This window comes from Sphingopyxis sp. Soil_C_28, assembly GCF_057657055.1.
The window spans coordinates 1,542,059-1,554,120 of sequence record NZ_JBDGJE010000001.1 but is presented as its reverse complement, the minus strand read 5'-3'; the positions used below and the strand labels follow the sequence as shown (position 1 = coordinate 1,554,120).

Annotated in this window: 10 protein-coding genes; 6 read left to right on the top strand and 4 right to left on the bottom strand. The window is 65.1% G+C overall.

Annotated elements, in window-relative coordinates:
* Positions 1 to 5 precede the first annotated feature (5 nt).
* Both AC3A43_RS07395 and AC3A43_RS07390 read right to left on the bottom strand, forming a co-directional pair.
* Positions 6 to 2,741 carry an ATP-dependent DNA helicase gene (locus AC3A43_RS07395; protein WP_487791863.1) on the bottom strand — a complete coding sequence of 912 codons (2,736 nt, stop codon included), beginning with the start codon at positions 2,739 to 2,741 and terminating at the stop codon, positions 6 to 8.
* Positions 2,742 to 2,796: 55 nt separating this feature from the next.
* Positions 2,797 to 3,165, bottom strand: coding sequence for a PilZ domain-containing protein (locus AC3A43_RS07390; RefSeq protein WP_487791862.1), 369 nt, complete (start codon positions 3,163 to 3,165; stop codon positions 2,797 to 2,799).
* A gap of 100 nt (positions 3,166 to 3,265) precedes the next feature.
* On the opposite strand from AC3A43_RS07390, the gene AC3A43_RS07385 reads away from it, so the two are divergent.
* From AC3A43_RS07385 to AC3A43_RS07365, 5 genes are all read left to right on the top strand, one after another.
* On the top strand, positions 3,266 to 3,676 hold the full coding sequence (locus AC3A43_RS07385) for a response regulator transcription factor (protein ID WP_487791861.1): 411 nt from the start codon (positions 3,266 to 3,268) through the stop codon (positions 3,674 to 3,676).
* A gap of 96 nt (positions 3,677 to 3,772) precedes the next feature.
* Positions 3,773 to 4,309 carry a DUF4199 domain-containing protein gene (locus AC3A43_RS07380; RefSeq protein WP_487791860.1) on the top strand — a complete coding sequence of 179 codons (537 nt, stop codon included), beginning with the start codon at positions 3,773 to 3,775 and terminating at the stop codon, positions 4,307 to 4,309.
* Positions 4,310 to 4,376: 67 nt separating this feature from the next.
* On the top strand, positions 4,377 to 5,978 hold the full coding sequence (locus AC3A43_RS07375) for a lysine--tRNA ligase (protein WP_487791859.1): 1,602 nt from the start codon (positions 4,377 to 4,379) through the stop codon (positions 5,976 to 5,978).
* A gap of 10 nt (positions 5,979 to 5,988) precedes the next feature.
* Positions 5,989 to 6,474: a DUF3291 domain-containing protein gene (locus tag AC3A43_RS07370; protein WP_487791858.1), complete on the top strand. Its 486-nt coding sequence runs from the start codon at positions 5,989 to 5,991 to the stop codon at positions 6,472 to 6,474.
* Between the two features lie 5 nt (positions 6,475 to 6,479).
* Positions 6,480 to 6,962 carry an asparaginase domain-containing protein gene (locus AC3A43_RS07365; RefSeq protein ID WP_487792040.1) on the top strand — a complete coding sequence of 161 codons (483 nt, stop codon included), beginning with the start codon at positions 6,480 to 6,482 and terminating at the stop codon, positions 6,960 to 6,962.
* On the opposite strand, the gene AC3A43_RS07360 is transcribed toward AC3A43_RS07365, so the two are convergent.
* Complete coding sequence (locus AC3A43_RS07360; RefSeq protein ID WP_487791857.1) at positions 6,963 to 7,994, bottom strand: fatty acid desaturase family protein; 1,032 nt, start codon at positions 7,992 to 7,994, stop codon at positions 6,963 to 6,965. It lies immediately after the preceding gene.
* A gap of 147 nt (positions 7,995 to 8,141) precedes the next feature.
* Between AC3A43_RS07360 and AC3A43_RS07355 the strand changes: the two genes are divergently transcribed.
* Positions 8,142 to 10,781 carry an EAL domain-containing protein gene (locus AC3A43_RS07355; RefSeq protein WP_487791856.1) on the top strand — a complete coding sequence of 880 codons (2,640 nt, stop codon included), beginning with the start codon at positions 8,142 to 8,144 and terminating at the stop codon, positions 10,779 to 10,781.
* Between the two features lie 9 nt (positions 10,782 to 10,790).
* Here the strand turns inward: AC3A43_RS07355 and AC3A43_RS07350 are convergent, their stop codons facing one another.
* Positions 10,791 to 12,062, bottom strand: coding sequence for a metal-dependent hydrolase family protein (locus tag AC3A43_RS07350; protein WP_487791855.1), 1,272 nt, complete (start codon positions 12,060 to 12,062; stop codon positions 10,791 to 10,793).

Below are 12,062 nucleotides of genomic sequence, written 5' to 3'. Positions count from 1 at the left end.
CAAACTCATGACGGTGAAAAGGCGGCATAGGCGCTTTTTCGCCTTTCGACATTCGCAGCGGCGACATGGTTGACCGCTTCGTCGAGCGGCAGGCGGCGGATCGGCGTGCCTTCGGGGAAACCGCTGAGCAGGCGCGACGGGAAACTGGGGGAGAGCATCACGAACTGGCCGAAATCGTCGGCGCGGCGGATCAGGCGACCGAACGCCTGACCGATGCGCCCGCGGATGACCATGTCGTCATAGGCGCTGCCCCCCTGTGCCGCGCGCCGCGCCGCGTGCAGGATCGTCGGGCGCGGCCAGGGCACGCCCTCCATCACGACCAGTCGCAGCGATTCGCCCGGTACATCGACGCCGTCCCTCAGCGCATCGGTGCCGAGCAGCGAAGCGTGCGGGTCGGCGCGGAAGATATCGACAAGCGTCCCGGTGTCGAGCGGGTCGACATGCTGGGCATAAAGCGGCAGCCCGGCGCGCGCGAGACGGTCGGCGATACGCGAATGGACGATACGCAGCCGCCGGATCGCGCTGAACAGTCCGAGCGCGCCGCCGCCGGACGCCTCGATTAACCGGCTATACGCGCCAGCGAGCGCGGGCAGGTCGCCGCGCGCGATGTCGGTAACGATCAGCACCTCCGACTGGCGTGCATAGTCGAACGGACTGGGGACGGCGAAATGCTGCACCCCGCCGTCCATGTGGCGCGCGCCGGTGCGGATGTCGGCGTCGGCCCAGCCGCCGCTGCCATGGCCGCCGTTCCGCAGCGTTGCGGAGGTCACGAGCACGCCCTGTGCCGGGCGATAGACGACCTCGGCGATCGGCTTGGCCGGGTCGAGCCAGTGGCGATGCAGTCCGGTATCGAATTCGCGCCCATCGTAGCGGTCCACCGCGAGCCAGTCGACGAAATCGGGATCGGCGGGGCCGCCGACACGCCCAAGCAGCGAGAGCCAGCCGCCCAATGTGTCGATGCGGGTGCCAAGGCTGTGCCGCGCGCCGTCTACGCGTGCTCGAGCCTGTCCGTCGAGCCAGTCTGGCGGATCGTCGACGAGTGCGTCGAGTCGCTTGCCGAGTGCCATCAGCGGGCGAAGCAACGCCTCGACTGCATCGCTCGCTGCCGCGGCAGCCGTCACAAGGTCGGAATCGGGGTCGGCGAGTTCGGTTTCGAGGCCATAGCCCGCGTCGGCGGTCCGCGTGTCGACCGCGCGGGCATAAACCTGCCCGCGCACCGCGACGAGCAATTGTTCGATCGCGCCCCACGGCGCATTCTCGGACAATCGCCCGAGCCAGCCGTCGCCGGGCAATTCGGCAGCGGCGGCGATCGCCGCCTGAATCGCGCGGTCGCCCGCCTCGTCATAACTCGCGACATCGGCAAGGCGCGCGGCGAGGCCGCGACGGCGGCCACGCGACTTGCCCTCGGGGCCGAGCACCCAGCGGCGGATTTCGACGGCTTCCTGCCCCGTGAGCGCCGCGGCGAACATGCTGTCGGCGGCGTCCCACAAATGATGGCCTTCGTCGAAGATCAGCCGCGTCGCTGGCGCCCCGCCGTCACGCGGGCGCGCAGCCTGCACCATCGTCAGCGCATGGTTCGCGATGATGATGTCGGCCTGCGTCGCAGCGCGCGCCGAGCGTTCGATGAAGCATTTGCGGAAATGCGGGCAGCCCGCATAGATGCACTCGCCGCGACGGTCGGTCAGCGCGGTGGTGCCGTTGCGGCGGAACAGGGCAGGGAGCCAGCCGGGCAGGTCGCCGCCGATCATGTCGCCGTCGCGGCTATACGCTGCCCAGCGCGCGACAAGTTGCGCGAGGATCGCGGCGCGGCCTGAAAAGCCGCCCTGCAACGCATCCTCCAGGTTGAGGAGGCACAGGTAATTTTCGCGCCCCTTGCGCACGACGACCTTTTCGCGGTGCGTTTCGGGGTCGGGATAGAGCTTTTCGGTCTCGCGCGACAATTGGCGTTGCAACGCCTTGGTAAAGGTCGAGATGCAGACGCTGCCTGCCGACTGGTCGATCCATTGCTTGGCGGGCGCGAGGTAGCCCAGCGTCTTGCCAATCCCGGTCCCTGCCTCGGCGACGAGCATCTGCGGCGTGTCCTTGCGATCGCGCGGTTCGAAGATTGCCGCGGTTGCGCGGGCATAATCCTGCTGGCCCGGACGGCGCTCGGCGCCATCGCCGGTCAGCCGGTCGAGGCGCGCGCTGACGTCCTCGACGTTGATCTTGACTTGCCGTGGCGCTCCGCGCGGCGGCGTTTCCTCCCATTCGGGCAGGCGCGCAAACAGCCAGCGATCATTGCCTTCCGGCGCCGAAAGACGTGGCTGGACGAGCGGCGACCACGACCAGCGCTGGCGGACCAGCGCCTGCACGCCGTGCCATGCGCCTTCGCGCTCGGGCCAGTCGGGATCATCGAGGCTGCCGAGCATCGCCGCGGCCGCTTTCGGCAGGAAGGCGGCTATGTCTTCCTCGCTCTTCGGCGGCGTCAGGCTGATGGCGGCGGCGATTCCCGCCGGGGTCGGCACTGCGAAGCGCGCGGGATAGAGGAAAGCGAAGAGTTCGAGCAGGTCGAGTCCCGACAGCTCAGGATAGCCAAGCCGGTCGCCCGTCAGTGTCGCGTTGAGCAGCAAATGCGGCGTTGCGGCGACCGCAGCGATCGCCTCGCCGCGCCCGACGCGCTGCACGCGGCCATGCGTGTCGGCGATCCAGATGCCGATATGACTCGCATGGATCGCGGGCAGGGTGAGCGGGTCGGGAGCCATCTCCCCCTAGCTAGGGACAAAAGGCGAACGCGGCAAGCCGGCCGCGGTGGATCGATCAGGAAAGTCCGCGACGTCCGAAGCTGATCGGACGCGCCGTCTGGAAAATCTGCGCGGGCTCGACCATCGATGCGTCGCGCGCGATTTTCAGGGCGTTATACAGCGCGCCGTGCGTCAGCTCATAAGGAAAGCGTACGCCCATGCGGTCATATTCCGACCACATCACGACCGCATAGGTCACCTGTCCGCCATAATGGATTTCGCAACGCGAACGCGCGGGCATGCTCGCCCCGTCGATCCGTGCGCCGCCTTCCGACAAGTCGGTGATCCGGCCGTCGATGAAATTCAGTACGCCGTTGACGGTGACGTCGATCGATACCGGGGTGCGCTTGTGGGTGCGGGCCGTGGGGGTGCGAAAATTGTCCATGGATCGGACGCTACGCCAGCATGGTAAATTTTCCGGTAACGATGTTGGCTTGCGCCGGGACAGTGTTGCAAGCCGCGGCCGACAATGATCTACGCCGATCATGGCCCGTCCGATCATCCTCTATGGCACAGCCCTTGCCGCAGCGGCTTTTTTGCTTGAGTGGCTGAATTACAAACATGTCGTGCACCGCTGGTCGACCGAATTCTACATCGCGTGCATCGCGATCCTGTTCGTCGCGCTCGGAATCTGGGCCGGCAACCGGCTCACCGCGCGGCCACGTCAGGCCTTTGTGCGCAACGACGCTGCGGTCGCGGCGCTCGGCCTCAGCGCGCGCGAATGCGAGGTGCTGGAAATGCTCGCGGCAGGGCACGCCAACAAGGTCATCGCGCGTCAGCTCGATATCTCGCCCAACACGGTGAAGACGCATGTCGCGCGGGTTTATGAGAAGCTGGCGGTCGCCAGCCGGACGCAGGCGGTGCAAAAGGCACGGACGCTCGATATCCTGCCGTAAATTCGGGCGACAACGTCAAATCACCCGTTTGGGCGATGGATTTCGCTCGTTGTTTCGTCCCATCCCGGGTGGCATCCACCATTTGGGGAGAATATCATGGGCAGGATCATTGCAGTCTACGGCGCCATCGCGGGCGTCATCGTCATCATCGGAATGTTCATCAGCATCACCTTCGTTGCCGATCATGGCGCGATGGGGATGGTCGCCGGCTATCTGTCGATGCTGGTCGCGCTGCTGTTCGTCTTCATCGGCGTGAAGCGCTATCGCGACGTCAATCTGGGCGGGGTCATCACCTTCTGGAAGGCGCTGGGCGTCGGGTTCGGGATCGGGCTTGTTGCGTCGCTATTCTATATCCTCGGCTGGGAATTTTATATGTGGCAAACCGGGGGGACCTTCATGGCCGACTATATCGCCACAAGCGTCGAGGATATGCGCGCCGCGGGCAAACCGGCGGCCGAGATCGCGGCGTTTTCGGCCGAGATGGGGGCAATGGCGGAGCAGTATAAGAACCCGCTGTTCCGCATGGCGCTGACCCTGACGGAGATATTGCCGGTCGCGCTGCTGGTGTCGATCGTATCGGCGCTGCTGCTGCGCAAGAGCAGCTTCCTGCCCGCAATCCAGCCGCGCGGGTGATCGAAGGAAGAAGGCCGGTGCGTCCGGTCTTCTTCCCATTCCCTCTTCTTGCCGCTATGGGCGCGGCATGACTGACCTGCACCTTCATCCTTCGCTGCGCGAACCCGCGCAAACGTCCAAGGCCTGGCCGTTCGAGGAAGCGCGCAAGCTGGTCAAACGCTATCCGGATGGCAAGCCCGGCGGCGAGGCGATCATCTTCGAGACGGGCTATGGCCCCTCGGGCCTGCCGCATATCGGCACCTTCAACGAAGTGCTGCGCACGACGATGGTTCGCCGCGCCTATGAGGCGCTGACCGGCGGCGCACCGACGCGCCTTGTCGCGTTCAGCGACGACATGGACGGGCTGCGCAAGGTTCCCGACAATGTGCCGAACGGCGACATGCTGCGCGAATATCTCGGCAAGCCGCTCACCGCGATTCCCGATCCGTTCGGAAAGTTCGAGAGTTTCGCACATCATAACAATGCGATGCTGCGCGAGTTTCTCGACCGCTTTGGCTTCGAATATGAATTCGTCAGTTCGACCGAGCGGTACAAGGCGGGCGCGTTCGACGACGCGCTGAAGAATGTCCTGCGCCACAACCAGGACATTCTCGACATCATGCTGCCGACGCTGCGCGCCGAGCGCGCGGCGACCTATTCGCCCATCCTGCCGGTCAGCCCGACATCGGGGATCGTGCTGCAAGTGCCGGTGACCGTCGTCGATGCCGACAAGGGGTTGGTGTCGTTCGAGGACGCGGGCGAGACGATCACGCACAGCATCCTTGGCGGCGGCGCCAAGCTGCAGTGGAAGGTCGACTGGGCGATGCGCTGGGTCGCACTCGGCGTCGATTACGAGATGTACGGCAAGGATTTGACCGACAGCGGCGTCCAGTCGGGCAAGATTGCCAAGGCGCTCGGCGGGCGCAAGCCCGAGGGGCTGATCTACGAGATGTTCCTCGACGAAAAGGGCGAGAAGATCTCGAAGTCGAAGGGTAATGGCCTGAGCCTCGAGCAGTGGCTCGACTATGGCAGCGAGGAAAGCCTCGCCTTTTTCGCCTATCGCGAACCGAAGGCTGCGAAGCAGCTGCACATCGGCGTGATCCCGAAGGCGATCGACGAATATCTGCAAATGCGCGGCAGCTATCCGGCGCAGGAGGCCGACAAGCGCCTCGGCAACCCCGTGCACCACGTCCATGTCGCGCGCGCCGAGGATATTCCCGCGGCTGAGCTACCCGTGACCTTCGGGTTGCTGCTCAATCTCGTCGCGGTGATGGGCGCCGATGCGTCGAAGGATCAGATCTGGCGCTACCTCGGCCGATATGTCGATGGCGCCGACGCCGCGACCTGGCCCGAACTCGACCGGCTGATCGACAATGCGATGGCGTATAATCGCGACTATGTCGCGCCGACGCTCAATCGCCGCAAGCCGCAAGGCGGCGAGGTCGCGGCGCTGCGCGAACTCGACGACAGATTGGCTAAGTTGCCCGCCGACGCCGGCGCCGACGATATCCAGAATATCGTCTATGAGATCGGAAAGAACGAGGCCTATGGCTTTGAAAATCTGCGTGATTGGTTCAAGGCGCTGTATGAAACGCTGCTCGGTTCGAGTGCCGGGCCGCGTATGGGCAGCTTCATCGCGTTGTTCGGAATCGACAACACGCGGCGGTTGATCGCCGAGGCTTTGGACTGAGGAGCGGGGCATGGCGGACTATGAACTCGCACAGATCAACGTCGCACGCTTTCGCCTGCCGGCCGAGCATGTCGCCAACCGCGACTTCATGGATGCGCTCGATCCTGTGAACGCGCTCGCAGAGGCGTCCGACGGTTTCGTCTGGCGCCTCACAGGCGATGGCAATGATGCGACCGATGTCGCGGTGACCGACGACCCGCACGTCATCGCCAACATGTCGGTGTGGCGCGACGTCGATGCGCTCGCCGCCTATGTCTATCGCAATCCCGAGCACCTCGCGATCATGCGGCGACGCAAGGAGTGGTTCGACCATATTGCCATGTTCCAGGCGCTGTGGTGGGTCCCCGCGGGGCATCGCCCGACCGTCGCCGAGGGCATGGCGGCGATTGCGCGGCTCGCCGCGAACGGGCCGTCGGCCGACGCCTTCACCTTCAAGCGGCCGTTCGCCGCGCCCGACGGCACCCCGGCGCTGCCGGTCCGGGACGAGTGTGCATGACCGATATGATCGAGATTTTCACGACCGGCGGGACGATCGACAAAGTCTATTTCGATGCCCTGTCCGAATTCCAGATCGGCCCTGCGGCGATTCCCGACCTGCTGCGCGAGAATAATGTCCATGTTCCGCACCGCGTGACGCAATTAATGCGCAAGGACAGCCTCGAACTGGATGATGCCGATCGCGAGACGATCCGCGCTGCGGTCGCCGCGAGCGATGCCACGCGCATCCTCGTCACACACGGAACCGATACGATGGTCGTCACCGGCCGGGTGCTTGCGGGGATCGCGGGCAAGACGATCGTGATGACGGGAGCGATGCAGCCCGCGTCGGTGCGCGCGAGCGATGCCGAATTCAACGTCGGCTTCGCGCTGGCGGCGGCACAGACGCTGCCGCCGGGCGTCTATGTCGCGATGAACGGGATGATTTTCGACCCCGAAAAGACGGTCAAGGACCGCGCTGGCGCGCGTTTCGTTCAGGAAGGCTGATCAGCCTTTGGCGGTGACCTGCCGCAGCACCGCGGCGTAGCCCGGCGCAATCGTCATCGAATCATGCTTGCCCGCGCGGCCGAGCGCAGCATGCACCTGCGGCAACCGATAGCAGGGCACCCCCATGAACAGATGATGTTCGGCGTGATAATTCACCCAATATGGAGCAACCGTCGCGCGCGCCAGCCAGCCGGCGTTGGTCGTCCGCGCATGGCTGAAGGGATCGTCGCTGCCGGTGGTCGTGCACGCATGTTCGGCGATGTTGCGGACGCGCAGGTAAAGCTGAAAGGTCGTCGCAAGCCCGGCGAGCCAGAGCAGGTACGGCGTCCATCCATAAAGCGCGAGCGAGGCCGCCAACAGTATCGCTTGGGCGACGAGAAAGCGGCCCACCGCGCGCGCCACCGCCATTGCGCCAGCGACATCGACCGTCGGTGACGTCATGCCATCGTCGGACTGCTTGTTGAACGGCGTCCCGGCCTTGGTGCTCTTTGCGCCCTTCTCGACTTTTTCGCCGCGCAGCATGGCCTTGAGGCCGACCAGCGCGAATCCGAACTGTGCGAGGCGCTGTTTGAAGAAGGTCTGGCCGGTCATGTCCCGCAGCATCTTGCGCCACAGGCTGGCGCGCGTGGTCGGAAAAGGTTTCGACAGCGACAGGTCTGGGTCTTCGGGCTGCTGGGTGAATTTATGATGCTGCAGATGATAGGTGCGATAGGCGATCAGGTCCGATCCGACCGCGGCGCCCGTCAGCCATTGGCCAAGGAAATTGTTGAGTTTGCGGTTCGGATGCAACGCGCCGTGCGCGGCATCGTGCATCAGGATGGCGAGCCCGAGCTGGCGCCCGCCGACAAAGACGATGGCGAGCAGCCACAGGGCGGGGTTCTGCGACCAGGCGGCGACGCCGACGAGCGCGATGCTGACGATCCATGCGTGGGCGACGAGCCAGATACCGCGCCATGACGAGGCGCGGGTGATCGCCGACCATTCGCTGCGGTCGAAAAATCGGTCGGGAGGGAATGAGCGGACGGCTGGCATGCCCCTCTATAACAAGCCCGGAACCGAAACCAAACCCCTTCCGTTTTGGCACAATATCGGCGGAAATCACGACGTTAAGGTAAGGATTTGGCAACCCTTTCCCGGCCACTGATTGCCCCGACCAGACAAGCGGGGAATATCGGGAAATTGGGGGTTCGGCGCAGCATAATCAGGCCGGGGATCGGCGAGTCGTCATCCGACGAATCGCTGTTCGATTCGCCCGAGTTCGTCACCCGTCTGATGCGGGTGGCGAAGCTGTGGCACTATGTGCTGATCGGCCGCGTCCTCGCGTTTCTGACCTTTGCTTTCCTGCCGGGCGTCGCCGGTTTCCTCGATCACCCCTCGCACTGGCTGGTGATGGCGGTCGGCCTGCTGTGCGACATTGTGCTGACGGTGATCGGGCAGGCGATGCGCAAGCCGCGACCGATCGCGCATCGGCATGTGCGGGCGATGGCGATGCTGTGCATGGCGCTGATCGCGCTCGGGACGCTGCTTAACGCGGCGGCGACGTTCGATGCGATCGCGGTCCCCGACGGCAGCCGCCATTTCGACGCCTTTACCGCGATCCACATCGGCTCGCTCCTTGTCGCCGCATCGGCGGTGGCGGTCGTGCGGCCCGCTTTCTTCGCCTTTGCGGGTGCGACGGCGCTGGGCGGCGCCATTGGCATCGCCTCGTGGCCGTTCGCGGTCGCAGGCTTTGTTTTTCTGGGCCTTCTGATCGTGATGATGCGCGAGGATATCCGCCATCAGCGCCGCGCCACGCGCACCGCGCGGCTGGGCGTCAGCGACCAGCAGCGGGCGCTGAACCTGATGCGCGATTTCGAGCGAGCAGGGCGCGGCTGGTTCTGGGAAACCGACCGCTATGGGCAACTCGTCTATATCTCGCCAACCGTGGCAGCGCGGATCGAACGACCGTTGTCGGACCTGCTCGGCCACCCCTTTACCGACATCATCCGCAAGCGGATCGGTAACGACGAAAGCGAAGAGCGCACATTGGGGTTCAGCCTGTCGTCGCGTACGCCGTTCAAGGAGCTGACGGTGCAGGCGGCGGTGCCGGGCGAGGAGCGCTGGTGGTCGATCTCGGGCCATCCGATCAGCAACGAGCTCGGCAATTTTCAGGGATTTCGGGGCAGCGGTACCGACCTGACCGACAAGAAGAGGTCGGAGCGCGAGATCAATCAGCTCGCGCGCTACGACACGCTCACCGGCCTTGCGAACCGGCGTCACATCACGGACCTGCTCGAACGCGCGCTCAAGAGCCATAGCGGCCAGCCGCAGCCGTGCGCGCTGCTGTTGATGGACCTCGACCGGTTCAAGGCGGTGAACGACACGCTGGGGCATCCGGTCGGCGATCAGTTGTTGCAACAGGTCGCCGGACGGCTGACGCAGATCGTCGGCGACAAGGGGCAGGTCGGGCGGCTCGGCGGCGACGAATTCCAGATCGTCGTGCCGCAAATGAGCCAGCCCGAAAAGCTTGCCGGCATCGCCAATGCGATCATCCTCAGCCTTGCCAAACCATTCGCGATCGAAGGCGAGCAGGTCCGCATCGGATCGTCGCTCGGCATCGCGGTGTCGGACGGGCATGGGGTGAGCGCGTCGGCACTCGTCCGCAACGCCGATCTGGCCTTGTACGCGGCGAAAGACGCCGGGCGCGGGGTGTATCGCTTCTATGCCGATGCGATGCACAATCAGGCGAGCGAGCGAAAGGCGATCGAGGATGCGCTGCGCGATGCGCTCGCGAAGGACGAGCTGAAGCTGCTCTATCAGCCGATCGTCGATGTCGGCAGCGAACGGATTTCGGGGTTCGAGGCGCTGATCCGCTGGCACCATGCAACCGACGGCCTGATCAGCCCGTCGAAGTTCATACCTATCGCCGAAGAATCGAACCTGATCGTGCCGATCGGCGAATGGATCATCCGCACCGCCTGCGCGACGATCGCACGCCTTGGTTCCGATTATCGTGTCGCGGTCAACGTCTCGCCCCGCCAGTTCGCCAACGAAAAGCTGCCCGCGACGATCATGAGCGCGGTGTCGGCGGCGGGGATTCGCCCCGACCAGCTTGAACTCGAGATTACCGAAGGCGTCTTCCTCGACGAAAGTCCGGAAAATCTGGCGATGTTCCAGAAATTGAAGCGCACCGGCGTGCGGCTGGCGCTCGACGATTTCGGGACCGGCTATTCGGCGCTCGGCTATCTGAAGAAGGCGCCGTTCGACAAGATCAAGATCGACCAGAGCTTTGTCCTCGGCGCCGCCGATCCCAGCAGCATGAACGCTGCGATCATCTCGTCGATCGTCGGCCTCGCGACCGCACTCAAGATGGAAACCACTGCCGAAGGGGTTGAGACGCACGACGATCTGGCGCTGATCCGCGGGCTCGGGTGCAGCCATGTTCAGGGCTATATCTATGGCAAGCCGATGGAACTGGTCGAGGTTCTGGCGTTGCTGCGCGAAGGCGGCGGCCGCGCCGAGGCGAAGGGATATAAAAGCGCGCGTGCCCCGCGGCTGACGACCTTCCGTACGATTCACATCGGCAGCGGCGGTTACCGCTATGAGGCGATCGTCCGCAACATGTCGTCGCGCGGCGCGCTGGTCGAAGGATTGTGGAATGTTCCGCCCGGAACCCCGCTGACGCTCGAATTCGGCGCCGACCAGCTGCTCGATGCCGAGGCGCGCTGGTCGGCGGGCAACCGCGTCGGGGTCCAGTTCGCGGTCGCGGTCGATATCGACGAGCTGATCGGCCCGAAGATCGTGCCGCCGGCGCGGGGACGGGTCCGCCGCGCCGCCTGACGGCTTCGATCAGTCGGCGATCCGGCCGCGCGCCATTACCCAGTCGACCTTTTCGAGCACGGTGACATCGGTCAGCGGGTCGCCCGTCACCGCGATCATGTCAGCCGACATGCCCGGTGCGATGCGGCCGATTTCATTATCCATCGACAAGAGCGTCGCCGCGACCGTCGTCGCGCTCGCCAGCGCCTCGCGCGGGGTCAGCCCATATTTGACGAGCAGCGCGAACTCGCCGGCATTGCGCCCATGTTCGAACACCCCGGCGTCGGTACCGAACGCGACCGGCACGCCAAGCGCCTTGGCGCGGATCACGGCCTTGCCGACGTCGCCGAGCGTCATGCGCACCTTGTTCTCGACCGTCGGGGTGTAGATACCCTTGCCGAGCCGTTCGCGAATGCCCTCGAACGCCATCAGCGTCGGGACGAGATAGGTGCCCTTGGCCTTCATGACCCGCAGCGTCGCATCATCGGCGAAAGTGCCATGTTCGATGCTGTCGATACCCGCTGCGGCGGACGAGGTGATCCCGCCCGCGCCATGCGCATGCGCCATGACTTTCAGGCCCAGCGAGTGGGCGGTGTCGGCGATGCTCTGCAACTCGGGGCTGGTGAAATGGCCTTCGAGCCCGCGTGCCTGTTGCGACAGCACGCCGCCGGTTGCGGTAATCTTGATGACGTCGGCGCCCGCGCGCGAGGCCTTGCGGACCTTTTCGGCGCATTCGACCGCGCCGGTGCAGGTATAGCCTTCATCGAGGACGGCATGAATATCCTCGCGAAAGCCCGTCACGTCTCCGTGCCCGCCGATGATCGACAGGGCGGGACCGGCAGCAATGATACGCGGCCCTTCGATAAAGCCATTCGCGGTGCCGCGACGGAGCGCGTATGCGGTATATTGCGCCGAACCCGCTTCGCGCACTGTCGTGAAGCCCGCGCGCAGCGTGATTCCGGCGTTCTTCGCCCCGACGACGACGCCCCATTCATTGGGATCGACCGCCGCGGCGCGATAATCGTCGCCGGGGTCGCCGGTCAGGTGGACGTGGAGGTCGATGAGGCCGGGAAGCAGCGTCTTGTCGCCGAGATCGACGACTTCGGCGTCGGCGGGCGCTGCGGCGCGGCCGGGCGTGATCGAGGTTATGCGGTCGTCGGTGATGGTGATCGTCGAGGGGCCCTGCGCCGGCTTGCTGGCGTCGGTGATGACGCGACCCGCATAGACGATGGTGGTTTTCGCATATGCCGTCGTGCCGAGCAGCGCGAGCGTAGCCGCTGCGACCATTCCCAGTTTACGCAT

Coding starts and splice junctions, on each gene's coding strand:
- AC3A43_RS07380 (WP_487791860.1), top strand. CDS start 3,773: ATGGGCAGGATCATTGCAGTCTACGGCGCCATCGCGGGCGTCATCGTC.
- AC3A43_RS07375 (WP_487791859.1), top strand. CDS start 4,377: ATGACTGACCTGCACCTTCATCCTTCGCTGCGCGAACCCGCGCAAACG.
- AC3A43_RS07360 (WP_487791857.1), bottom strand. CDS start 7,994: ATGCCAGCCGTCCGCTCATTCCCTCCCGACCGATTTTTCGACCGCAGC.
- AC3A43_RS07390 (WP_487791862.1), bottom strand. CDS start 3,165: ATGGACAATTTTCGCACCCCCACGGCCCGCACCCACAAGCGCACCCCG.
- AC3A43_RS07365 (WP_487792040.1), top strand. CDS start 6,480: ATGATCGAGATTTTCACGACCGGCGGGACGATCGACAAAGTCTATTTC.
- AC3A43_RS07370 (WP_487791858.1), top strand. CDS start 5,989: ATGGCGGACTATGAACTCGCACAGATCAACGTCGCACGCTTTCGCCTG.
- AC3A43_RS07385 (WP_487791861.1), top strand. CDS start 3,266: ATGGCCCGTCCGATCATCCTCTATGGCACAGCCCTTGCCGCAGCGGCT.
- AC3A43_RS07350 (WP_487791855.1), bottom strand. CDS start 12,062: ATGCGTAAACTGGGAATGGTCGCAGCGGCTACGCTCGCGCTGCTCGGC.
- AC3A43_RS07395 (WP_487791863.1), bottom strand. CDS start 2,741: ATGGCTCCCGACCCGCTCACCCTGCCCGCGATCCATGCGAGTCATATC.